The 23,646-nt window shown below is 73.2% G+C and carries 19 protein-coding genes; 5 read left to right on the forward strand and 14 right to left on the reverse strand.

The features are described from left to right. The first annotated feature begins 94 nt into the window (after positions 1 to 94). Positions 95 to 1,825, forward strand: coding sequence for a metallophosphoesterase family protein (locus FHX31_RS27850; RefSeq protein ID WP_184977459.1), 1,731 nt, complete (start codon positions 95 to 97; stop codon positions 1,823 to 1,825). 102 nt (positions 1,826 to 1,927) lie between these two features. Here the strand turns inward: FHX31_RS27850 and FHX31_RS27855 are convergent, their stop codons facing one another. From FHX31_RS27855 to tmk, 6 genes are all read right to left on the reverse strand, one after another. Further along, entirely contained in the window at positions 1,928 to 2,770 is an 843-nt protein-coding gene (locus FHX31_RS27855; RefSeq protein WP_184977460.1) for a PSP1 domain-containing protein, read from the reverse strand. Positions 2,771 to 3,030: 260 nt separating this feature from the next. Next, positions 3,031 to 3,699, reverse strand: coding sequence for a hypothetical protein (locus FHX31_RS27860; RefSeq protein WP_013473592.1), 669 nt, complete (start codon positions 3,697 to 3,699; stop codon positions 3,031 to 3,033). After that, positions 3,699 to 4,004 carry a hypothetical protein gene (locus tag FHX31_RS27865; protein WP_013283662.1) on the reverse strand — a complete coding sequence of 102 codons (306 nt, stop codon included), beginning with the start codon at positions 4,002 to 4,004 and terminating at the stop codon, positions 3,699 to 3,701. The genes FHX31_RS27860 and FHX31_RS27865 overlap by 1 nt, the downstream gene beginning before the upstream one ends. A gap of 1 nt (position 4,005) precedes the next feature. After that, positions 4,006 to 4,335 carry a YbaB/EbfC family nucleoid-associated protein gene (locus tag FHX31_RS27870; RefSeq protein WP_013473591.1) on the reverse strand — a complete coding sequence of 110 codons (330 nt, stop codon included), beginning with the start codon at positions 4,333 to 4,335 and terminating at the stop codon, positions 4,006 to 4,008. 133 nt (positions 4,336 to 4,468) lie between these two features. Further along, the gene (locus FHX31_RS27875) at positions 4,469 to 5,740 is read right to left on the reverse strand and encodes a DNA polymerase III subunit delta' (protein ID WP_184977461.1); all 1,272 of its coding nucleotides are present in this window, start codon (positions 5,738 to 5,740) and stop codon (positions 4,469 to 4,471) included. Next, a complete protein-coding gene (tmk, locus tag FHX31_RS27880) occupies positions 5,737 to 7,959 on the reverse strand; it encodes a dTMP kinase (protein WP_435090825.1) in 2,223 nt (740 codons plus the stop codon). The genes FHX31_RS27875 and tmk overlap by 4 nt, the downstream gene beginning before the upstream one ends. Before the next feature lie 148 nt (positions 7,960 to 8,107). Here tmk and FHX31_RS27885 point away from each other — a divergent pair, with 148 nt between their 5' ends. Next, a complete protein-coding gene (locus tag FHX31_RS27885) occupies positions 8,108 to 9,316 on the forward strand; it encodes an amino acid deaminase/aldolase (RefSeq protein ID WP_184977462.1) in 1,209 nt (402 codons plus the stop codon). Positions 9,317 to 9,395: 79 nt separating this feature from the next. On the opposite strand, the gene FHX31_RS27890 is transcribed toward FHX31_RS27885, so the two are convergent. Then, positions 9,396 to 9,971 (reverse strand): TetR/AcrR family transcriptional regulator, encoded by a 576-nt coding sequence (locus FHX31_RS27890; protein ID WP_114919313.1) that lies wholly within the window; start codon positions 9,969 to 9,971, stop codon positions 9,396 to 9,398. A 219-nt stretch (positions 9,972 to 10,190) separates the two neighbouring features. Between FHX31_RS27890 and FHX31_RS27895 the strand changes: the two genes are divergently transcribed. Beyond that, the gene (locus FHX31_RS27895) at positions 10,191 to 11,507 is read left to right on the forward strand and encodes a D-arabinono-1,4-lactone oxidase (RefSeq protein ID WP_184977463.1); all 1,317 of its coding nucleotides are present in this window, start codon (positions 10,191 to 10,193) and stop codon (positions 11,505 to 11,507) included. A 60-nt stretch (positions 11,508 to 11,567) separates the two neighbouring features. Here FHX31_RS27895 and FHX31_RS27900 read toward each other — a convergent pair whose 3' ends face one another. The 7 genes from FHX31_RS27900 to FHX31_RS27930 form a co-directional block, all read right to left on the reverse strand. Further along, entirely contained in the window at positions 11,568 to 12,521 is a 954-nt protein-coding gene (locus FHX31_RS27900) for a DUF559 domain-containing protein (protein WP_240638183.1), read from the reverse strand. A 100-nt stretch (positions 12,522 to 12,621) separates the two neighbouring features. Continuing rightward, positions 12,622 to 15,423 carry a type I DNA topoisomerase gene (gene topA, locus FHX31_RS27905; protein WP_184977464.1) on the reverse strand — a complete coding sequence of 934 codons (2,802 nt, stop codon included), beginning with the start codon at positions 15,421 to 15,423 and terminating at the stop codon, positions 12,622 to 12,624. Between the two features lie 268 nt (positions 15,424 to 15,691). After that, the gene (locus tag FHX31_RS27910) at positions 15,692 to 16,300 is read right to left on the reverse strand and encodes a hypothetical protein (protein WP_013473583.1); all 609 of its coding nucleotides are present in this window, start codon (positions 16,298 to 16,300) and stop codon (positions 15,692 to 15,694) included. Continuing rightward, positions 16,291 to 16,833, reverse strand: a complete 543-nt coding sequence (locus tag FHX31_RS27915) for a hypothetical protein (RefSeq protein WP_013473582.1) — start codon at positions 16,831 to 16,833, stop codon at positions 16,291 to 16,293. Before FHX31_RS27915 ends, FHX31_RS27910 begins: the two co-directional genes overlap by 10 nt. A 101-nt stretch (positions 16,834 to 16,934) precedes the next feature. Then, on the reverse strand, positions 16,935 to 19,283 hold the full coding sequence (locus FHX31_RS27920; RefSeq protein ID WP_013283651.1) for a sodium-translocating pyrophosphatase: 2,349 nt from the start codon (positions 19,281 to 19,283) through the stop codon (positions 16,935 to 16,937). 321 nt (positions 19,284 to 19,604) lie between these two features. Beyond that, a complete protein-coding gene (locus FHX31_RS27925) occupies positions 19,605 to 20,042 on the reverse strand; it encodes an ATP-binding protein (protein ID WP_013283650.1) in 438 nt (145 codons plus the stop codon). Further along, on the reverse strand, positions 20,042 to 20,392 hold the full coding sequence (locus FHX31_RS27930; RefSeq protein WP_013283649.1) for an STAS domain-containing protein: 351 nt from the start codon (positions 20,390 to 20,392) through the stop codon (positions 20,042 to 20,044). Before FHX31_RS27930 ends, FHX31_RS27925 begins: the two co-directional genes overlap by 1 nt. A gap of 91 nt (positions 20,393 to 20,483) precedes the next feature. Between FHX31_RS27930 and FHX31_RS27935 the strand changes: the two genes are divergently transcribed. Together FHX31_RS27935 and FHX31_RS27940 are read left to right on the forward strand one after the other, a co-directional pair. Then, positions 20,484 to 23,087: a DEAD/DEAH box helicase gene (locus FHX31_RS27935; RefSeq protein WP_221489501.1), complete on the forward strand. Its 2,604-nt coding sequence runs from the start codon at positions 20,484 to 20,486 to the stop codon at positions 23,085 to 23,087. Positions 23,088 to 23,343: 256 nt separating this feature from the next. Then, positions 23,344 to 23,550: a hypothetical protein gene (locus tag FHX31_RS27940; RefSeq protein WP_013283647.1), complete on the forward strand. Its 207-nt coding sequence runs from the start codon at positions 23,344 to 23,346 to the stop codon at positions 23,548 to 23,550. Positions 23,551 to 23,646 lie beyond the last annotated feature (96 nt).

Genomic DNA, 23,646 nt, shown 5'->3' on the forward strand with positions numbered 1-23,646 from the left:
GAACCGGATCCCCCGACTCCGAAGCCGGACACCCGACCACATCCGCCCCGGTACGGGAGAGACTTCGCGCCCGGTCCGGACTACCCTGCGGCGGGTGACCGACGAACCGCCGCGACCACCGGCTCCCGAGGCGCGTCCCGGCGAGCGTGCCACCCGCCGCCCCCGCAGCATCGACCCCCGGGAGCTGGGTTTCACCCCCCGCCGGCCGGTGCCCTGGCTCGCGCCGCTGCTCCTGATCAGCACCGGCCTGCGTACGTTGCTGGCCATGCTGTTCGGGGCGTACCTGGACAAGCGCGAGTTGCAGAACGCGTTCAGCGACGGCACGTTCCGGCAGGTCGGGCCGGACGGTGGGCTCTGGCTCGACTACGTGGCCGACCTGGGTGACGGCTTCGACGCCACGTACTCGGTGGCGTACCTGCTCGCCCAGCCGGAGCTGACAGTGGACGGGCACACCCTTCCCCGCGCACAGACGCTGGTAATGGGCGGCGACCAGGTCTATCCCGCGGCGGGCTACGAGGCGTACGAGGACCGGTGCAAGGGTCCGTACCAGGCGGCGCTGCCTGTTGCCCCGCCGGAGCAGCCGAAGCTGTTCGCAGTGCCCGGCAACCACGACTGGTACGACGGCCTGACCGCGTTCCTGCGCCTGTTCGTGCGTACCCGGGACCGGCACTTCGCCGGCTGGGGCACCGGCCAGTCCCGCTCGTACTTCGCCGTCGAGCTGCCGGCCGGCTGGTGGCTGCTCGGCCTCGACGACCAGTCCGGCTCGTACCTGGACGACCCGCAGCTCACCTACTTCGACGAGGTGGCCCGCAAGCTCACCCCGGAATCCAAGGTGATCCTGGCGGTGCCGGCGCCGACGTGGGTCAAGGCCGTCGACCACCCCAACGCGTACGACTCGATCGACTACTTCATCCGTACCCTCGTCGCGCCGACCGGGGCGCAGGTACGGGTGCTGGTCTCCGGCGACCTGCACCACTACGCCCGCTATGCCGGGACGGACCGGCAGCTCATCACGTGCGGCGGCGGCGGCGCCTACCTCTACCCCACGCACCGGCTGCCGGAGAAGCTGGAGGTGCCGCCGCGTGACACGCTGACCCGGCGGGCCAGCAACACCCGGGAGTACGACCTGGCTGCGCGCTATCCGGACAAGGCGCGCTCCCGCCGGTACGGCTGGGGGATCTTCGCCCGGCTGCCGTTCCGCAACCCGGGCTTCACGACGCTGCTCGGCACGCTGCACACGCTGCTGATGCTGGCCATGGCCGGGGTGGCGGTGCAGCAGGTGGGCACCACCGAGCAGCGGCTGTTCAGCGTGCCGCTGGCGATCATGCTGGTGGTGGCGATGATGGGCGCGGTGTTCTTCGCCAAGCCGCCCACGGCGGGCGGGAAACGGCACGCCCGGCACTGGATCCTCGGGGTGGCGCACGGGCTGGCCCAGGTGGCGCTCGCCGCCGGCGGCACGTGGGTCTGGTTGCAGCTGCCGTTCTACGACTGGCCGTGGCCGCTGCCGGCGGTCGCCGCGGTGGTGCTCTACGGGCCGCTGAGCGGGCTGGTCGCCAGCCAGCTCGTGGCGCTCTACCTGCTGGTGGCGGGCGCGTTCGGGGTCAACCTGAACGAGTTGTTCGCGGCGCAGGGCATCGAGGACTCGAAGGCGTTCCTGCGGTTCCGGATCGACCCGGACGGCACGCTGACGATCTACCCGATCGCCGTGGACAAGGTGTCGCACGACTGGCAGCTGAACCCCGACCAGTCCCCCACCGCCTCCTGGCTGACCCCGAAGACCCCGCTGACCCCCCGCCTGGCCGAACCCCCCATCGTCATCCGCTGACCCCGGCCCCCACCCCGTCGATCATGAAGTTAACGGCGAATTCGATCACCATTTCGACCGCTAACTTCATGATCAACGGGGAAACGGTGGGGAGGGGGACGGTCAGGGCTGGGGGTAGTGCTGGTCGTGGGCCTGCCTCGGGCCGCACACCGACGCGCGGGAGCACATCGAGCGGGAGCCGTCGGCGTCCAGCCGGACCGTGACCGCGTCGCGCGGAACACTGTGGCCGACCACCTTGCCCTCGCCCTGCGGAGTGGACACCCGGCTGCCGACCGCCGGGGCCGACTCCTGGAACTTCTGGTACAGCGGGTGCTCGTACTTCAGGCAGCACATCAGCCGCCCGCACGCCCCGGAGATGCGCAGCGGGTTGAGCGGCAGGTCCTGGTCCTTCGCCATCCGGATGGTCACCGGCTCGAAGTCGGTGAGGAACGTGGCGCAGCACAGGTCGCGCCCGCAGGAACCGATGCCGCCCTGCACCCGGGCGGAGTCGCGGGCGGACAGCTGCCGCAGCTCGACTCGGCAGTGCAGCGTGGCGCCCAGGTCGCGGACCAGCGAGCGGAAGTCGACGCGGTGCGGCGCGGTGAAGTAGATGGTGGTGCGGTCACTGCCGTTCTCCGGCGTGGCCAGGACGTGGTCCACGGCGACCACCTTCATCGGCAGGCCGTGTTCGCGGATCAGCCGCTTGGCGGCGACCTTCGCCTCGGCCTTGCGCCGGCGCAGCATCTCGTCGCGGCGCAGGTCGTCGTCGCCGGCGATCCCTGCGAGCTTCGGGAAGCTGTCGGTGTCCTCGCTGACCCACTGCGCGGCCCACACGCACTCGGCCACCTCGGGCCCCTCCTCGGTGGGCACCAGCACCCGGTCGCCCACCTGCGGGCGCAGCTCGCCCGGGTCGAGGTAGTAGAGGCGCCCGTACCGGTTGAAGCTGACCGCGCAGAGCATGCCCATACGCCACACCCTACGCGGATCGACGACCGCCGCACGGCGCACCTGTCGCCGCCCGGTCACCCACCGCAGCGATCATCGACCTCGACCCGGCCGAACCGGCCCCATCGCCTCGCCCGGACGGCTGAATCTCCGGCGGGCCCCTGACAAACACCGCCCGGGCGCGTTGAGTGAAGGCATACCTGCGGGGGGTGCAGGGGAAGGCCACGGCGCCGCCGCCGTCACCCGGCCACGGCCGGTCCGGTGCGCGGCGCCGTGGACCGTCAGTAGCCGATCCGGGTGGTGCCGCCGTAGCGCGGAGCGGTGGTGGCGCGGTCCCGCCACGGCGTCTCGGCCAGGCTCGGCCCCCACTGGCGCAGCAGCGTCTCCGCGCCGTCGTAGGCCACCCCGAGCACACCCAGGACCCTCGTCGCGATCTCGGCCGCCGCCGACGCCCCGGCCCGTCCGGCCTCGGCGCCGGGCCGCGTCGCCGCGTGCACCGCGACCGCCTCGGCCGAGCCCAGCACCTCGGCCAGCGCCCGGGCCAGCGCCGCCCGGCTGCCCTCCACCCAGCCGGCCAGCGCGTCGGCGTAGCCCGCTGTCGACTCCAGCCGCCCGACCAGGCTGTCCGGCCCCTCGTCCAGGTGCCGCATCAGGGCGGCACGTGCCTCGTCGTACGCCGACGCGGCAGCGCCGGACCAGGCGACCTGGTCGGCCAGCAGCGCGCAGGTGTCGTCGTACCCCCGGACGAGCCGGCGCACCGCGTGGCCGGCGCCGGTCAGCGGCGCGGGATGCAGGTCGAGGAACTCGCGCACGGCCGCGCCGGGAAGCACCTGCATGCGGCGCAGCAGCGGCCAGAGCCGGTGCCCCTCGGGCGCGCCGGCGGCCAGCAGCGTGTCGACGCGGCCGAGCAGGTCGAGCCCCGGCTCGGCGAGGCGGTCGAGCGCGTCCATCAGGCCTCCCGGGCCAGCCGCCGGGCGACCGCGTCGTCGGCGGCGGCGTAACGGTCGGCGGCGCTGCGCAGCGCCGCCGCTGCGGCGGCCAGCCGGACGGCGGCGGCCTGCGCCTCGCGCGCCCGGTCGGCAGTGGCCACTGTCCACTGGCGGTGCAGCGCACGGCCCACCTCACCGGGGCGGCCGGCGGCGTGCGCGCCGAACGCGGGATGCGGCGGGTCGGTGGCGGTCACCGTGCGGGACAGGGTGGCGAGGGTCGCGCCGGCCTCGTCGAGACGGGCGGCCAGGGCACGCAGCGTCTCCATGTCAGGCCCCCGCCAGCGGCCGGTACGCCGCGAAGGTCTCGTTGTGCAGCTTCTCCCGCGCCCACTGCGCCGCGTCGGCGGCGGCGGTGACGGCGGCCTGCACCGAACCGGCCACGTCGCGCGGGCTGCGGTGGTGCAGCGGGCCGAGGAAACGCACGTCGGTGATGCGCCCGCCGGCGGTCACCACCACCTCGACGAGCCCGTCGGGTGAGCGGACGGTGACCTCGACCGTCGCGACCGCCTGGTCGAACTCGGCCTGCAGGTTCTCGATCCGGCGGTAGCGCCGCACCGCCTCCTCGATCCAGGCCTCGTCGATCTCGCCCCGCGGCATCGGCGGACTCCTCCCGGCCGGTCGGCCCGACCCTCACTGAGCGTGCCGCCTCGGTCACCGCGGCATCACCGGACCGTACCGCACGCCAATCGCGCGTGTCGATGCCCTGTGGACAGTGCGGAAAGTGCCCGGCTCAGCCGCGCCAGAGGGCCAGCATCATCGCCTCCACCGCGATCCGCGGCTTGACGTTGGCCTCGATCGCCGCGCGGCACTCCAGCACCGCCTCCAGGCGGCGCAGCGAGCCCTCGGCGTCCCACTTCTGCGCGCCCGCACCGGCGAGCGACGCCGTGTCGGTGTGCACCGGGGCGACCGGCGCCCGCCACGCCATGGTGAGCGCGTCCCGGTAGAACCCGGCCAGGTCGACCAGGGCGCGGTCGAGCGCGTCCCGCTGGGCACGGGTGGCACGCGACTTCTGCCGCTTCTCCAGATCCTTGAGCTGACCGGCCGCGCCGCGCATGGCGCCGGCCGCGCCCCGGCCGGTGCCGCCCGCGCCGAGCGCGGTCTGCAACGCCGTACGCTCCGCCTCGTCGATCTCCGCGACGGACGCGGCGGCCTCCGCCTCGGCGGCCTCGATGAGCGCCGAGGCCGCGTCGAACGCCGCGCCCACGCCGGTCAGCCGACGCGGTACGGCCAGCACCGCGTCACGCCGCTGCCGGGCCTCCGGGTCGCGGGCCAGCCGCCGGGCCCGGCCCACGTGCCCCTGCGCCGCCGCGGCGGCCCACTCGGCCACGTCCGGCGCGACGCCGTCGCGGCGGACCAGCACCTCGGCCACCGCTGCCGGCGGCGGCTGCCGCAGGGGTACGACGCGGCAGCGCGACCGGATGGTCACGGAGATGTCGTCCGGGTGGGTGGACGGGGCGCAGAGCAGGAAGACGGTACGCGGCGGCGGCTCCTCGATCGCCTTGAGCAGCGCGTTGCCGGCGGCCTCGGTGAGCCGGTCGGCGTCCTCGATGATCACGATCTGCCACCGGCCGCCGGACGGCGCGCTGGCCGCCCGCAGCACCAGCGCGCGCATCTCGCCGACGCCGATGGACAGGCCCTCGGGCACCACGAGGCGGACGTCCGCGTGGGTGCCGGCGAGCGTGGTGTGGCACCCGGGGCAGGTGCCGCACCCGGTGCCGTGCACGCACTCCAGCGCGGCGGCGAACGCGCGGGCGGCCACCGAGCGGCCCGATCCGGGCGGCCCGGTGAAGATCCAGGCGTGGGTCATGCCGCCGCCCAGGTCGGCCGGCGCAGCCGGGCCCGGGTCGCCGTCGTGCTCCTCGGCGAGCGCGTCGAGGTCGTCGTGCCCGCCCGCGGGGGACGTCACCGGCGCGCGCAGCAGGGCGGCGGCCGAGGCGGCGGCCCGCCGCAGCATGGCCACCGCCTCGTCCTGCCCGACCAGATCGCCGAAGACGTCGGTCATCGTCGGGGTTGCTCCATCGTCACCAGCTCCGCGTCGGATAACTCGGGCTGGACCGAGGTGTCCGGGCCCTGCGCCGGACGGGGGTGCACGATGCCGGCCGGATCGGTGAGCAGCTCGCCCACCCGGCGGGCGACCGCGTCGGCGGTCTCGTCGATCGGGCGGGACGCGTCGAGCACCAGGTATCGCTTCGGGTCACCGGCGGCGAGGTCGAGGAAGGCGTACCGGACCCGCTCGTGGAACGTCAGCGACTCGGCCTCCAGCCGGTCGGTGCCCTCGTTGCGGTCCTCGACCCGGCTCAGGCCGGTCCGCGGCTCGACGTCGAGCAGCACCACCAGGTCGGGCTTGAGGCCGCCGGTGGCCCAGGAGGAGAGCCAGGAGACCTCGTCCACCGGCAGCGTCCGGCCGGCGCCCTGGTAGGCGAGCGACGAGTCGACGTACCGGTCGCTGATCACCACAGCGCCGCGCACGAGCGCCGGGCGGACGACGGTGGCCACGTGGTGCGCCCGGTCGGCGGCGTAGAGCAGCGCCTCGGCGCGCGGCGACGGCGCCTCGCCGGGGTTGGTGCCGAGCACCAGGGAGCGGATCCGCTCGCCGACCGGTGTGGCGCCCGGCTCGCGGGTGACCACCACGTCGCGGCCCTGCGCGCGCAGCCGCTCGGCCAGCTCGGCGAGCTGGGTGGACTTGCCGGCGCCCTCGCCGCCCTCGAAGACCACGAACAGGCCGCTGGAGACGAACGGCTCGGCCGGCATCAGCGGGCGGCCCCGGATCGATCCCCAGAGGTCGGCGAGGACCGGTACGCCCTTCTTGTCGTCCATCTGCCCGAACGCGCTGATGCCGGCGATGATGCCGGCCGCGCCGGCGGCGAGCAGCAGCAAGCGGGTGGAGGAGATGGAGATGCCCAGGTCGGCGATGGTGAGCTGGCGGGAGCCGCCGACGCCGACCAGGAGGCTGCTGAGCGCGATGGCCAGGATCAGCACCAGCCGGGTGCCGATCTGCACCACCGCGAACACCCGGCCGCGCACCTCGTCGGCCACCTCGCCGCCGAGCAGCGTGGTGCCGGCCAGGAACGCCATGCCGGCGCCCGCGCCGACCAGGATCGCGCCGAGGATGGCCATGGACAGGTGGATGGCGAAGGCGAGCACCAGCACCGAGGCGCTGGCGAGCACGATGCTCATGCCGAACCAGCGGCGGCGGGACATGTCCCGCACGATCATCGGCCCGAGCCCGATGCCGAGCGCCAGACCGACGAAGATCGCGCCGAAGAGCAGCGAGAACGCGGCGTCACCGGCGCCGAGCGAGTTGGCGAAGAACTTGCCCGTGCCGACCACGATCCCGCCGCCGGCGAACGCGCCGAAGATGCCCAGCACCAGGCCGCGGACGAGCGGGGTCTGGCCGATGTATTTCCAGCCCTCGGAGAACTGCCGGAACATGCTCTGCTCGGTGCGCTCCGCCTCGCCGCGCTGGGCCTCGCTGATCTCCTTGATCCCGAACGCCACCACGAGCGCGGTGGCCAGCCGGGAGAAGGCGTTGAACCAGAGCGCGAGCTGGGCCGGTTCGGCCCAGTTCGGCAGGTCGCCGCCGAACGCGCCGGGCAGGCCGCGGGTCAGCACGGCCAGGGCGACGGCCGCCGCGACCGGCGTCAGGCCGTACGTGGTGATCAGCGTGAGCTGGTTCGCCGCCTCCAGCCGGGTACGCGGGATGAGGTTGGGGACCGCCGCCTCCTTGGCCGGGATCCACAGCAGGGTGATCGACTCGATCAGGAACGTGGCGATCAGCGCCCAGCCGACCACCAGCCCGCCCGCGGCGCCGGTGAGCGCGTACAGCGGGATCGAGGCGAACAGCACGAAGCGCAGCAGGTCGCAGATGACCATGGTCCACCGGCGGTCGAACCGGTCGGCGAGCACGCCCGCCACCGGGCCGAGCACCAGCGCCGGGAGCAGCCGGATCGCGGTCACGCCACCGAACGCGGCGCCCTGGGCGGTGCTGCCGGAGACCTGGGAGGCGGCGAACAGCGCGGTGGCGAGCAGGCCGAGCCAGTCGCCGAAGGAGGCGGCGCTGAGCACGATCCACAGCCTGCGGAACGGCCGGATGCGCAGCACCGACCGGATGGCGGCGACGCCCGAGTGGTCGGCGGCTGTCCCGGACGACACGCCGGGCGACTCGCCGTTGTTCTGGCTTTCGATGGCCGTACCTCCACGTGCCGGCCCAGGTCTGGGCATCCCCGGTGGAACACTCTAGTCGCGCAGGAGGGGTCGTCCCCCGCGACATTCACCTGCTCGCCGAGCCTAGGCCGCCGGGACCACCGCCCGCAGCCCGGACAGACGCGAGGGTATTTCGCATTGCCGTCCAGACAGTTAGCGTGCAGACGTGGCCATCGACCGTGACAAACTTCGCGATCGTCTCGACCGGGCGACCGCTCACCTCGACCCGCCGTACGCGGTGGTCGACCTCACCGCGTTCGACGCCAACGCCGAGGCGCTCGTCGGCCGGTCCGGCGGCAAGCCGCTGCGCGTGGCGAGCAAGTCGGTACGCGTCCGCGAGCTGCTGACCCGGGCGCTCAAGCGGCCCGGCTGGCACGGCGTGATGGCCTTCACGCTGCCCGAGGCGCTGTGGCTGGTCCGCTCCGGGGTCAGCGACGACGTGCTCGTGGCGTACCCGACGGCCCACCGGGGCGGCCTCGCCGACCTGGCCGCCGACCCGGCGCTCGCCGACGCGGTGACGCTGATGGTCGACGACACCGCACAGCTCGACCTGATCGACCGGGTGTGCCCGCCCGCGGGCCGCCCCGCGCTGCGGATCTGCCTCGACCTGGACGCCTCCTGGCGCCCGCTGGGAGGCCGGGTGCACGTCGGCGTGCGCCGCTCCCCGGTACACAGCGCGACGGCGGCCGGCGCGCTCGCCGCCGCCGTCGCCGGCCGGCCGGGCTTCCGGCTGGTCGGCCTGATGTCGTACGAGGCACAGATCGCCGGCCTCGGCGACGCGCCACCCGGACAGGCGATGCTCGGCTCGGCGATCCGGGTCGCGCAGCGCGGGTCGTACCGGGAACTGCTGGCCCGCCGCTCGGCCGCGGTCGATGCGGTACGCGAGCACGCCGACCTGGAGTTCGTCAACGGCGGCGGCACCGGCAGCGTGGCCGCCACCAGCGCGGACCCCGCCGTCACCGAGGTCACCGCGGGCTCCGGCCTGTACGGGCCGACGCTGTTCGACGCGTACCGTGCCTGGCGGCCGGCCCCGGCGGCGTTCTTCGCCTGCGCGGTGGTCCGCCGCCCGGCGCCCGGGCTGGCGACGGTGCTCGGCGGCGGCTGGATCGCCTCCGGCCCGGCGGCGGACAGCCGGCTGCCGCGGCCGTGGCTGCCGGACGGGTTGAAGCTGCTCGGCGCGGAGGGCGCCGGCGAGGTGCAGACCCCGCTGGCCGGAAAGGCCGCCGACGGCCTGCGCGTCGGCGACCGGGTGTGGTTCCGCCACGCCAAGGCGGGCGAGCTGTGCGAGCACGTCAACGAGGTGCACCTGGTCGAGGGGGACGCGGTGGTCGCCACCGTGCCGACCTACCGGGGCGAGGGGCACGCCTTCCTCTGAGCCGCCCCGCGGCTCTGCCCCACCGCGTGACGACGGCGGGCCCCGGCGCACTCTCAGAACCCGCCGTTCAACGTGCCGCTCAACCCTGGTGGACGACCTCCGTGGGGGCGTTCACCTGCCGGTGCAGGTACTCCCGGATGAGCGCCTTCGCCTCGACCAGCACCCGCTCGTCGCCGTCGGTGCGGCGACGGAAGGCCAGCTTGATCAGGGCATCAGCGGCCTCCACCGCGACCTCCAGGTGGAACCGCAGGTCGGGCACCCCGGCCAGGCCGAAACGCTCGGTGAGTACGCGGGCGAGCTGCTCCGCGATGACTCCGTTGTTGTCCCGCTGGTCGTCCAGCAGGTGCAGGTCGACCACGTCGCCGAAGTGCAGGGTACGGAAGCCGGGAACGGTGCGGTGCATCGAGATGTACTCGTCGATCGCCGCGTCGACGCCGTCCCACCAGTGGGTCAGGTCGTCCGAGGAGAACCGCTCGTCGAGCCGCTGGAGGTAGGACTCCATGGTGCGCAGGGTCAGCGCCTGCACGATCGCCCGTTTGTCCGGAAAGAACTGGTAGACCGACCCGATCGCCACCTCGGCACGCTCGGCGAGCAGGGTCGTGGTCAGCCCTTCGTACCCCACCTCGTCGACGAGCTCGGCGCAGGCGTCCAGCATCCGCTGGACCCGCGCGACACTTCGACCCTGCACCGGTACCCGACGCAGCGGCCCGGTCGTGGCGGCTGGTGTGGACACTCGGCGCCACCCCCCTTCGACGGATGAACATATCTGCACGTCACGAGTCTGTGACTACCGGTACAACGAGCCGGGCTCGATTGCGGTATTTACCAGGCACAACGTTCCTGATATGAATTCAGTTCATATTCATGTCGAGGAGTGGCCGCGATGACCGGTACCACCGCCACCTGGTCCAACTGGGCCGGCAACCAGCACAGCACCGCGCTCCTCACCGTGCGCCCGCACAGCGTCTCCGACGTGGCCGAGGCGGTGCGCCAGGCCGCCGCGGCGGGCCGGACCGTCCGGGCCACCGGCAGCGGCCACTCCTTCACCGCCACCGCCGTCGCCGACGGGCACCGGATCGACCTCGCCGCGCTGGAGACGGACGTCACAGTCGATGTGGCGCGCCGCCTGGTCACCGTACCGGCCGGGATGACGTTGCACACGCTCAACGAACTGCTCGCCGGGCACGGCCTCGCCATGCCGAACCTGGGCGACATCGACGCCCAGACCATCGCCGGTGCGCTGTCGACAGGCACCCACGGCACCGGGGCGAAACTGGGCTGCCTGTCCACCTTCGTGGCCGGGCTGACGCTCGTCACCGGCACCGGCGAGGTGCTGCGCTGCTCGGCCGAGGAGAACCGCGACGTCTTCGACGCCGCCCGGGTCGGGCTCGGCGCGGTCGGCGTGCTGGTCGAGGTCACGCTGCGCTGCGTGGACGCCTTCGTGCTGCGCGCGCACGAACGCCCGGCCCCGCTCGCCGAGGTACTCGACGACCTGCCCGGCCTGTACGACGCGCACGACCACGCCGAGTTCTACTGGTTCCCCTACACCGACCGGGTGCAGGTCAAGACAAACGACCGGGTACCCGCCGACGACCGGCCGCTGCCCCGCTGGCGCGGCTGGCTGGACGACGAGTTCCTCTCCAACACCGTCTTCGCCGGCGCCTGCCGCCTCGGCCGCGCCGTACCCGCCCTCGCACCCCGGATCAGCGCCGTCTCCGCCCGCGCGCTCACCGAACGCACCTACACCGGCCGCTCCGACCGGGTGTTCTGCACACCGCGCCGGGTCCGCTTCGTGGAGATGGAGTACGGCCTGCCACGCGAGGCGCTGCCCACCGCGCTGGCCGAGCTGCGCCGGATCGTGGACCGGCTGCCGTTCAAGGTGCTGTTCCCGGTCGAGGTGCGGTTCACGGCTGCCGACGACATCTGGCTGTCCCACTCGTACGGGCGGGACTCGGCGTACATCGCCGTGCACCAGTACGTGGGCATGCCGTACGAGCCGTACTTCCGCGCGTTCGAGCAGGTGGCGACCGAGTTGGGCGGTCGGCCGCACTGGGGCAAGCTGCACTGGCGCACCGCCGAGTCCCTCGCGAGCGCCTACCCGAGATTCGCCGACTTCCAGTCCGTCCGCGCCCGCCTCGACCCCCACAACCTTTTCCAGAACCCCTACCTGACGCAGGTCCTGGGCGCTTGAGGATCTTGGAAGGAAAGGGCCCTTATCGGGGCCGTTTTCTTCCAAGATCTCGGCTGGCGGTCACCCCGGCCAGCCGGCCGCCCGCAGGGCGGCGCGGAGTTGGGCGATCACCTCTTCGGGACGGGCGCGCAGGACCCAGGCGGGGAACCGGAGAACACGGTCGCCCTCGACCCACAGGTCGTTCTGCCGCCGCATGTCCGCCCAGGCGTGTGCCGGATCGAGATGCTGCCCGCCGTCCACCTCGACGTGCACCCGCCACTGCTCGAAGTACGCGTCGAGGTAGCGCCGCCGGCCGGCGGAGTCCCGGCGGACCACCTGACGGCTCGGTTCGGGCAGGCCGGCACGGCGGACGAGACCGAGCAGGTCGAGTTCGCCCAGGGAGTGCGCACCCCCGGCCGCATCCGTGGCGGTGGACAGGATCAGCCGTCGTCGGCGGACCCGGGGCATCCGCTCCACCACCTCGTGCACGTCGTCGCCACCCACCAGACGCTGCTGGAAGGCAGCCGCGACGATCGCACGGGCCCTGGTGTCGGTCGGTGCCCACTGCGCGGCGTCGACGATCGACCGGGCCGCCGCCGTCCGGGGCGGCGCCGCGACCGGCACCACGTCGGAATCGGGCAGGTGGGTCGTCCGGTGCGCCAGCACACCGGCCGGCAGCGGTGATCGACGGGTCGTGGCTGGCAGAAGCAGGTGGACCACCCGTTCCGGGAAGCCACGCAGCCCGCCCGCCTGAGCCGCAGTCATGCCGCCCAGCAGCGCGGTGGGCCCGGCCGCCAGCACCGCGATCCACCGGAGTTGCGCGGGACCGACCGGGCCGTTGTGCGCGACGAGAACCGCGCGATGCGCCTGTCGCCACCGGCCGGTCGTCACCCGGTGGCGGATCGCCCTACGCGTGAGATGCGCTCGTGCCTGCTGAAGGCTGAGCACGTCCTCCTGCCGGAAGAGCAGCCAGGTCAGTTCGTCCGCGTCATCCGACGGCAGCGCCCGCTGCATCCCCGCCCAGGAGTTCCCCACCCACCCACGGTGCCCCCGACGCGGCCCTTCCGCCGCCCCTGTGGACAACCACCAGATCTTGGAAGGAAACGGCCTCCATGAGGGCCTTTTCCTTCCAAGATCACTCGTTCGGGGTTGAGGTCGCCTTCTTGGGGGCGGCCTTCTTCGCGGGGGCCTTCTTGGCGGCCGTGGTCTTCTTCGCCGCCGTCGTCTTCTTCGCCGGAGCGGCCTTCTTCGCTGCCTTCTTCTTCGGCGCCGGGCCCTTCGCGCGCTTCTCCGCCAGCATCTCCGACGCCTGCTCCAGCGTCAGCTCCTCCGGCGTCTGCCCGCGCCGCAGCGACGCGTTGAACTCGCCGTCGGTCACGTACGGTCCGAAGCGCCCGTCCTTGATCACCAGCGGCTTCTCGGTGAGCGGGTCGTTGCCCATCTCCCGCAGCGGCGGCGCGGCTGCCCGGCGCTGACGCGTCTTCGGGGCGGCGAGCAACGCCAGCGCCTCGTCCAGCGTGACTGTGAACATCTTGTCTTCCGAGTCCAGCGAGCGGAACTCGTCACCGCGCTTGACGTACGGGCCGTAGCGGCCGTTGTTGGCGAACACCTCGACGCCGTCCGGGGCCACGCCGATCAGCCGGGGCAGGCGCAGCAGCTGCAACGCCTGCTCCAAGGTCAGGCTGTCCGGCGTCTGCGAGCGCAGCAGCGAGGACTTGCGCTCGCCGCTGGCCACGTACGGGCCGAACCGGCCGGACTTGAGCACGATCGGCTCGCCGGTCGACGGGTCGTCGCCGAGCTTGCGCTCACCGCCGCCGCCGAGGAACAGCTCGTGCACCTTCTCCGGGGTCAGCTCGTCGGGGGCCAGTCCCTCCGGGATCGGCGCCCGGTCGCCCTGCGAGCCGCCCTCCTCGCCCTCACCCTCACCCGAGGCCGGGGCCGGGGCCGGGCCCGAAACCGCGCCGGGCAGCGCCCGCTGGAGGTACGGCCCGTACCGGCCGACCCGGACGACGACCTCGCGGCCCTCGTCGTCGGTGAACAGCGGGATGGAGTTGACGCTGCGCGCGTCGATCTCGCTGAGGTTCTCGGTGACCAGCTTCTTCAGGCCACCGGCGTGCGCGATGGCCTGGTCGCCGGTGCCGTTGGTGCTGCCGAAGTAGAAGGAGGTGAGGAAGTCGACGGCGGCGTGGTCACCACCGGCGATCTCGTCCAGCTCGTTCTCCATGCTGGCGGTGAAGTCGTAGTCGATCAGGCGCGGGTAGTGCCGCTCCATCAGCCCGATCACCGCGAACGCCAGGAACGACGGGATCATGGCCTGGCCGCGCTTCACCACGTACCCGCGGTCCTGGATCGTCTGCATGATCGACGCGTACGTGGAGGGCCGGCCGATGCCCAGCTCTTCGAGGGCCTTGACCAGCGACGCCTCGGTGTAGCGGGCGGGCGGCTGGGTGTGGTGGCCCTGCGCGGCCAGCTCGTCGGCGGTCAGCGGCTGGTCCTTGACCAGCGTGGGCAGCCGCCGCTCGGCGTCCTCGGCCTCGGCGTTCTCGTCGTCGCTGGACTCGACGTACGCGCGCAGGAAGCCCGGGTCGGTGATGGTCTTGCCGGTCGCGCCGAAGTCGGCCTCCTCCTGGGCGGAGGAGACGGCGCGGATGCGCACCGACACGCTGGAGCCGACCGCGTCGGTCATCTGCGAGGCGATGGTGCGCCGCCAGATCAGCTCGTAGAGCTTGAACTCCTCGGCGGACAGCTCCTTGGCCACCTCGCCCGGGGTGCGGAAGTTGTCGCCGGCGGGGCGGATCGCCTCGTGCGCCTCCTGGGCGTTCTTCACCTTGCCGGTGTAGCGGCGCGGCTCCGGCGGCACGCTGCGCTCGCCGTACAGCTCGACGATCTGCCGGCGGGCCGCCGTGATGGCCGTCTCGGACAGGTTCACCGAGTCGGTACGCATGTAGGTGATGTAGCCGTTCTCGTACAGGCGCTGCGCGGTGCGCATCGTCTGCTGCGACGAGAACCGCATCTTGCGGGCCGCCTCCTGCTGGAGCGTGGAGGTGATGAACGGCGCGTACGGGCGGCGGCGGTAGGGCTTCTCCTCGACCCGGGTGACGGTGAACGGCTGGTCGGCCAGGCGGGCCGCCAGCCCTCGGGCCCCGCCCTCGTCGAGGTGGACGACACCCGCACCGGCGCGAACGCGACCCGTGGTCGGCTCGAAGTCCTTGCCGGTGGCGATCCGGTCACCGTTGAGCGCGACGAGCGTGGCGTTGAACGTCCGCGGGCCCTCGCCCGGCTTCGCCACGGCGAGCGTGGCCAGGATGTCCCAGTACTCGGCGGTGCGGAACGCCATCCGCTGGCGCTCCCGCTCGACCACGATGCGCGTCGCCACCGACTGCACCCGGCCCGCCGACAGCTTCGGCATGACCTTCTTCCACAGCACCGGCGAGACCTCGTAGCCGTAGAGGCGGTCGAGGATGCGCCGCGCCTCCTGGGCGTCGACCAGGTCGCGGTCGATCTCCCGGGGGTTCGCCACGGCGGCCTGGATGGCCGGCTTGGTGATCTCGTGGAAGACCATCCGCTTGACCGGCACCTTGGGCTTGAGCGTCTCCACCAGGTGCCAGGCGATGGCCTCGCCCTCGCGGTCCTCATCCGTCGCCAGGAAGATCTCGTCGACCTCCTTGGCCAGCTTCACCAGCTTGCTGATCTGCTGCTTACGGTCGGGCGAGACCACGTAGAGGGCGTGGAAGCCGTTGTCGACGTCGACGCCGAGGCGCGCCCAGGGCTCACCCTTGTACTTCGCCGGGACGTCGGCGGCGTTGCGGGGCAGGTCCCGGACGTGGCCGAAGCTGGCCTCCACGACGTACCCCGGGCCGAGGTAGCCCGAGATCGTCTTGGCCTTCGCCGGTGACTCGACGATGACCAGACGGGTGGTTCCAGCGTTGCTCGGCACGTCTCTCCCCGACCTCACTCCTACGCCATGCCCGCTTCGGGCCGTGTTGCGCCACCCGGACCACAGGCGGTCCGGATGTCCAACGTAACGCGCCGTCCGCGTTCCGGGTTTCGTGGGCGGCAAACGGGCCGCCCTCCCGGCGACCGCCGGCCGCACCCTGCCGGACGGCGTCACGGTACACCGTGGGTAGGGCGACAGGCGGGTCACTGTGACGATCGCGTACCCCCGGCGGAGCCCTCCCCGGGTGTCCGGCTTCGGACAGCGGCGGTCAGCCCCGAGAGCCCGGCCAGTCCGCCACCGGCGCCGTCGCCGGCCGTTCCCCCACCAGCTCGGCGAGCCGCGACATCCGCCGTCCGCCGATCCGGAACGCGGGCCCGCCCTCGTCCGGCTCCACGAACGCGGCCGGCAGACCCACCGCCGCCAGCGCGGCGCGGACCACCGGCCAGGACTGCTCGTCGGCCGGTCCGAGCCGCAGCCGGAATCCGGCCGGCTCGGCCGTGCCGGCGGCGGCCGCCCAGAGCCGCAGCCGCCGCCCGTCCAGGTGGAAGCGGGCCGGTGGCCGCTTCACCGCGCCGCGCAGCCAGGCCCGCGCGAGCGGCGCCAGCATGCTCGTGTACGCGGTGCGCACCCGGTGCCGCCCGTCCTCGGTCGGCTCCCAGCTCGCCGGCACACCCCGGGCGCCCAGCTCGGCCACCAGCACGTGCACCCGCCAGGCGGCGTCGACCACCACGGAGATCCGGGCCGTGCCGCCCATCCGCCCCACCTCACCCGGCCCGGCGAGCAGGCCGGCGAGGTCCGCCAGCGCGGGATCGGCCGCCTCGGTGGAGAACAGCGAGGGCTGGCGGGCCGGTTTCGGGGTGGGAGGGGTCAGCGACACTCCGGGACCTCGTCGAAGGCCTCTTTCAGCTCGGTCGAGTTGAGTTTGCTGGTGTCCAGCGCGCTCGCGTCGTACTCCTTGTTGAGCGTGCCCACGGCGGCGCGCACGCCGTCGTAGAACGGACCGGCCTGGGCGGTGTCGAGCCGGTCGATGGCGGACCGGGCCCGGCCGTACGCGTCACGCATCTTGCTCAGCGACCCGAGGAACCCGGCGGACACCTCGGCGCCGCGTTCGGCCTCGGGCACGCCCGCCTCCTCGACCTTGCGCCGGGCCGTCTCGCTGGCCTGCTCGGCACCGGCGAAGAGCCGGACCAGGTTCTCCTTGGCCTGCGCCGGCGTGGTCTGCGCGGTCATCTGCTGCTGCGTGCTGCTGGTCAGTTTGGAGATCTCCGCGCGCCACGGGGTGAGCGCCTGGCACACCGACGCGGCCCAGACCCGGGGGTTGGGACCGCCGCCGCATCCGGCGACCACGAGGACCAGCGTGGCCAGGACCACCGTGAGCTTTCCGGCGGTTGCCGCCCGGCGCGTACGCATGCGATGCAGCGTACGACCTCCGGGCGGAACCGCCACCGGTCAGGTTTGCCGGGCACGGGGTTCCCGGCCGGCCGGGGCCGGCCGGGAACCGTCGCGTGCGATCAGGCGTTCACCGTCTCCGGACGCTGGTCCGGGGTGCCGGCCCCGCTGTCCTCGTCGGTCATCGCCACACCCTTGCGCTTGCTGAACACCACTGCGGCCGCGATGATCAGCGCGGCCACCACGGCGATCGTGATGCGCAGCGCCGGGTTCTTGTCGTCGCCCACGCTCCAGGCCACCACGGCCGGGGCGATCAGCAGCGAGACCAGGTTCATCACCTTGATCAGCGGGTTGATCGCCGGGCCGGCGGTGTCCTTGAACGGGTCACCGACGGTGTCGCCGATGACTGTGGCGGAGTGCGCGTCGGAGCCCTTGCCGCCGTACGCGCCGTCCTCCACCAGCTTCTTGGCGTTGTCCCAGGCGCCACCGGAGTTGGCCAGGAACACCGCCATCAGCGTGCCCGCGCCGATCGCGCCGGCCAGGTACGCGGCCAGCGCGCCCGGGCCGAGGCCGAAGCCGACAGCGATCGGGGCCAGGATGGCCAGCAGGCCGGGGGTCATCAGCTCGCGCTGCGCGTCCCGGGTGCAGATGTCCACGACCTTGCCGTACTCGGGCCGCTGGGTGCGGTCCATGATGCCGGGCAGCTCGCGGAACTGGCGGCGTACCTCCATCACCACGGCGCCGGCCGAGCGGGAGACCGCGTTGATGGCCAGGCCGGAGAAGAGGAAGACCACCGCCGCGCCGATGATCAGGCCGACCAGGTTGCGCGGGTTGGACACGTTGAGCGAGTTGAGGATCTCGGTCCCGACGTCGCCTACGCCCGCGTCCTCGTACGCCGAGCGAAGCGTGTCGGTGTACGAGCCGAACAGCGCGGTGGCGGCCAGCACCGCCGTGGCGATCGCGATGCCCTTGGTGATCGCCTTGGTGGTGTTGCCGACGGCGTCCAGCTCGGTGAGCGTCCGCGCGCCGTGCTCGTCGATGTCGCCGGACATCTCGGCCACGCCCTGCGCGTTGTCGGAGATCGGGCCGAACGTGTCCATCGCGACGATGACGCCGACGGTGGTGAGCAGGCCGGTGCCGGCCAGCGCGACCGCGAACAGGGACAGCGTGATCGAGCTGCCGCCGAGCAGGAACGCGCCGAAGACGCCGGCGCCGATCAGCAGCGCCGAGTAGACGGCCGACTCCAGGCCGACGCTGATGCCGGCGAGGATGACGGTGGCCGGGCCGGTCTGCGAGCTCTTGCCGATGTCCTGCACCGGGCGCCGGTTGGTCTCGGTGAAGTAGCCGGTCAGCGCCTGGATCGCGGCGGCCAGCACGATACCGATCACGACCGCGCCGATGGCGACCAGCCGCGGGTTGCGGTCGACGTCGGTCAGCCCGCCCTCCAGCTCGGCGAACGTGGCCGGCAGGTACGCGAACGCGGCGATCGCGACGAGCACCGCGGCGATCAGCGCGGACAGGTAGAAGGCCCGGTTGATCGCGGTCAGGCCGTTGCGGTCGCTGGCGCGCAGCCGGGTGATGAAGACGCCGACGATCGCGACCAGCACGCCGATGGTGGAGATGATCAGCGGGAAGACCAGGCCGGTCTCGCCGAACGCGGCCCGGCCGAGGATCAGCGCCGCGACGAGCGTGACCGCGTACGACTCGAACAGGTCGGCGGCCATGCCGGCGCAGTCGCCGACGTTGTCGCCCACGTTGTCGGCGATGGTGGCGGCGTTGCGCGGGTCGTCCTCCGGGATGCCCTGCTCGACCTTGCCGACCAGGTCGGCGCCGACGTCGGCGGCCTTGGTGAAGATGCCGCCGCCGACCCGCATGAACATGGCGAGCAGCGCGGCGCCGAAGCCGAAGCCCTCCAGCACGGTCGGGGCGTCACCCCGGAAGATCAGCACGACCAGCGCCGCACCGAACAGGCCGAGGCCGACGGTGAGGAAGCCGACCACGCCGCCGGTGCGGAAGGCGATCTTCATGGCGGCCTCGCGGCCACCTTCCCGCTCCCGCGCGGCCGCCGCCACCCGCAGGTTGGCGCGGGTGGCCAGCCACATGCCGGCGCCGCCGATGAACGCGCTGAACAGCGCACCCACCACGAAGAACGCCGAGCGGCCGGCCTTCACGAGCGTTTCGTTGCCGTCGGTGTCGTGCACCGGCAGCAGGAAGAGCAGCACGACGGCGATCACCACGAAGATCGCCAGCGTGCGGAACTGCCGCAGCAGGTACGCCGACGCGCCCTCCTGCACCGCGCCGGAGATCTCCTGCATGTTGGTGGTTCCCTTACCGGCCGCCAGGACCGCCCTGGTGAGGGCGGCCGCGAAGACGAGCGCCACCAGCGCGATGACCGCGGCGATGACGACGTACGTCACGTTGGCTCCGGTAAGGGACAGTGCGCCGCCGTCGGCGGCCAAGGTCCCGGACATCTATGTCCTCCTGTACCGAACAACTCGCGCCGACCTGTGGAGACGCACGGGCCGACGCCTGGATGCGGACTCGCAAGCGCGCGCCGACCCACTCCGGCGGACCAGCGATGAACTCCCGTTCCCGCTGGCTACGGGACGGGATCACTTGCTGACAACCCGCGTACTGTAGCCCTCTGGCGTGGCGGAGGTCACACCGAGGGGGCACCGTGTCTCGATGATCTTCGTAACTGTGTTATGCGAAGAAATCTGATATATGGCGCGGCCAATACGACGAGGCCGCGCTCCCCCTTCGGGGAGCGCGGCCTGCGTGTGCGTTTCGGGTCAGGCGCGGCCGGCCGGCCAGGACATCCGTACCTCGGTGCCGACGCCGTCGTCGACCGGACGGACCTGGAGATCCTCCACGAAACCGGCGAGCAGCGCGAAGCCCACCCCGGTGGTGAGCGCGTCCTCGCTGAGCGACTCCTTGGCCAGCTCGTCCGGGCCGAGCGCGGCCAGGCCGAGGCCCGCCTCGATCGGGGCCCGGTCCACCACCCGGACCGTGTAGCCGCCGCCGTCGGACATCTCCACGTACACCGGGTCGGCCAGGCCGTACTGCCGGTGCAGCGCGACCGCCCGGGTGCACGCCTCACCGATGGCCAGGCGCACCTCGTCCAGCAGGTCCTCGCGTACGCCGGCCCGCCGGGCCACCGCGACGCCGACCAGGCGGGCGGTGCGCACGTGCACCGGGGCCGGAGAGAAGGACAGCTTGACGGTCGCCATCACGCGCCGGTGGAGTCGGCGGCGATGGCCGCGTCGACCGTCGGATGCAGCGGGAAGACCTGGTCCAGGGCGGTGATCCGGAAGATCTTGAGCAGCGGCTCCTTGTCGCAGACCAGCGCGAAGGAGCCACCGGCCGAGCGCAGCCGCTTGAGCGCGCCCACGAGCACACCCAGACCGGTCGAGTCGAGGAAGTCCACCCGGCCGAGGTCGACCACCACGTGGCGGGCCCCGCCGTCGATCAGCTCCAGGAGCCGTTCCCGCAGGCGGGGGGCGGTGTAGACATCCACCTCACCACCGACCTCGAGCACCGTGTGCTCCCCCACGGCGCGGGTCGCCAGCGACAGCTCCATCGGTCCCTCCTCGGTAAACTCTCCTGGGCATCTAACCATCTCCCCGTGCGGCCCCCTCGGTCACCGGCCACGCCCTCCCCATACCCCCACCCTGCGGTTCCCAATTCCGAACACCAGTGCGAGAGTGCAGGACGTGACCGACCACAGCCCCGGCCCGCGGCGTGCGCCGGGCGAGCTGCTGCGCCGGCTGCGGCTGCGTCACCCCACCGACCCGGTCACCCACGTCGAACGCGTCCCGGCCCGCGCCGGCGAGCCCGTCGGGTGGCCCGGCTGGGCACCGGAGGAACTGCGGGCGGCGTTCGCGCGGCGCGGCGTCACCGCCCCGTGGCGGCACCAGGCCGAGGCCGCCGAGCTGGCGTACGCGGGCCGGCACGTGGTGGTCGCCACCGGCACGGCGTCCGGCAAGTCCCTGGCGTACCAGCTTCCCGCGCTGAGCACGCTGCTCGCCGACCCGCGCGCCACGGTCCTCTACCTGGCGCCGACCAAGGCGCTCGCCGCCGACCAGCTCCGCGCCGTCGCCGGTCTCGAACTCGACGGGGTACGCCCCGCCACCTACGACGGGGACACTCCGCGCGCCGAGCGGGAGTGGATCCGCCGGCACTCCCGGTTCGTGCTGACCAACCCGGACATGCTGCACCACGGCATCCTGCCCGGGCACGCCCACTGGTCCGGGTTCCTGCGCCGCCTCGCGTACGTGGTGGTCGACGAGTGCCACACCTACCGGGGCGTCTTCGGCTCACACGTCGCGCACGTACTGCGGCGGTTACGGCGGCAGTGCGCGCGCTTCGGGCGTACCCCCGTCTTTCTGCTGGCCTCCGCAACCTCGGGTGACCCGGCGACGGCGGCCGGGCGGCTCACCGGCCTGCCGGTCACCGCCGTCACCGAGGACACGTCGCCGCGCGGCGGGGTGACGTTCGCGCTCTGGGAGCCGCCGCTGCTGCCGCCCACCGAGTCGTCCGTCGACGCCGACCTCGTCCAGGTCCGGCGCTCCGCGCTGCGGGAGACCGCCGACCTGCTCGCCGACAGCGTGGTCGAGGGGGTACGCACGCTCGCGTTCGTGCGGTCCCGCCGGGGCGCCGAGGTGGTCGCCGCGAACGCCCGGCGGTCGCTCGACGAGGCGGTACCCGGGCTCGGCGACCGGGTGGCCGCCTACCGGGCCGGCTACCTGCGCGAGGAGCGCCGCGAGCTGGAACGGGCGCTGCTGCACGGCGACCTGCTCGGCCTCGCCTCCACCAACGCGCTCGAACTCGGCGTCGACCTGGTCGGGCTGGACGCGGTACTGATCTGCGGCTGGCCCGGCACCCGCGCGTCGCTGTGGCAGCAGGCCGGGCGGGCCGGGCGCTCCGGCGACGAGGCGCTCGCCGTGCTGGTGGCCCGGGACGACCCGCTCGACACCTACCTGGTGCACCACCCGGAGGCGCTGTTCGGGCGACCGGTCGAGGCGACGGTACTCGACCCGGCCAACCCGTACGTGCTCGCGCCGCAGCTCGCCTGCGCCGCCCACGAGTCCCCGCTCACCCCGGCCGACCTGGACCTGTTCGGGGAGGGCGCGAAGGAGGCGGTGGACTCGCTGGTCGAGGCGGGGGCGCTGCGGCAGCGACCCACCGGCTGGTACTGGCGGCACCGGGAACGCCCCGAGGTCGACCTGCGCGGCGAGGGCGGCGCACCGGTGTGCGTGGTGGAGGAGTCCACCGGCCGGCTGCTCGGCACCGTCGACGGCGGGTCGGCGCACTTCCTGCTGCACACCGGCGCGGTCTACCTGCACCAGGGCGTCTCGTACGTGGTCGACTCGCTCGACCTGGCCGACGGGTGCGCGCTCGTGCACGCCGAGGAGCCGGACTGGTCCACCCACGCCCGCGACGTGACCTCCCTGTCGGTGGTGTCGGTCCGCTCGTACGTGGACGCCGGACCGGTCGGCCTGTTCCTCGGCGAGGTGGACGTGACCAGCCAGGTGGTGTCGTACCAGCGGCGGCGCATCGCCACCGGCGAGGTGATCGACACCCGCCCGCTGGACCTGCCCGCGCGGGAGCTGCGCACCGTCGCGGTGTGGTTCACGCTCTCCCCCGAGTCGCTGACCGCCGCCGGCGTCGAGGCGGCTGACGTGCCGGGCGCGCTGCACGCCGCCGAGCACGCCGCCATCGGCCTGCTGCCGCTGATGGCGACGTGCGACAGGTGGGACATCGGCGGGCTGTCCACCGCCCTGCACCCGGACACCGAGGCGCCGACCGTCTTCGTCTACGACGGCCACCCCGGCGGGGCGGGTTTCGCCGAGCGGGCGTACGGCACCGCCGCCGCCTGGCTGCGCGCCACCCGGGACGCGATCGCCGAGTGCGGGTGCGAGACAGGGTGCCCGTCCTGCGTCCAGTCCCCGAAGTGCGGCAACGGCAACAATCCGCTGGCCAAGGCGGAGGCGGTGAAGGTCCTCGACGTGGTGCTGACCAACCTCGCCACGGCCGGCGGCGAGGCGGCGGTGGCCGGCCCGGAGGCGGGTGCTGGCCCGGACTCGGGCGGCCCGGAGGCGGTGGTCGGCCCGGACGCGGTGGCCGGCCCGGACGCGGTGGCCGGCCCGGACTCGGGCGGCCCGGACTCGGGCACCGGCCCGGACTCGGGCGGCCCGGAGCGCGGCGAGGTGTTGCCCCGGCAGGACGACCGGGCGGCCCGCCCAGCTCAGGCGGCCGGTGCCCCACCCGCCTGACCGCACCGGGCCGGTTGGGGCTGCCCGCCGCCACTTCGGGGAGGTTGCGGTATCGACAGGTGCTGGACCCCGCCACTTCCCCGAACTGGTGTCGATCAAGCTGGGCCGTGCGGCTCCGCGGGTGCCCAGGTGTCTGGTTGGTGGGACGGGTGCATGAGGGTAGGGCCGTCGGGGCATTGATGCATGGGAGCGCTTCCATGCATCATTTCTGGTAGCGCGCAGGTGACCCGAGACCCGTCCCGCCGGAGGTGCCGCCGTGGCCGACACGATCGCCGAGACCGTCGAGCTGCTCTACACCATCGACCAGGAAAACCTCACGCCCGACCAGCAGATAGCGCTGGGCACCGCGATGGCCACGCTCGCCCAGGCGGAACGGCTGGAGCAGATCAACGAGCGTCTGCGCGGCATCCATCAGGTGCTGAACAGCTGGGCGATGAAGGCCACGGTCGACGGCGGCCGCTGACCTTGCGTCCCGCCTCCACTTCCGGCGCGCGGTCGCGCAGTCCCGGCCCGCGCCGGTCACGGCAACGGCGCCATGCTTCGCCTCATGCCACCGTGC

This window comes from Micromonospora sp. CNZ286, from assembly GCF_014207755.1.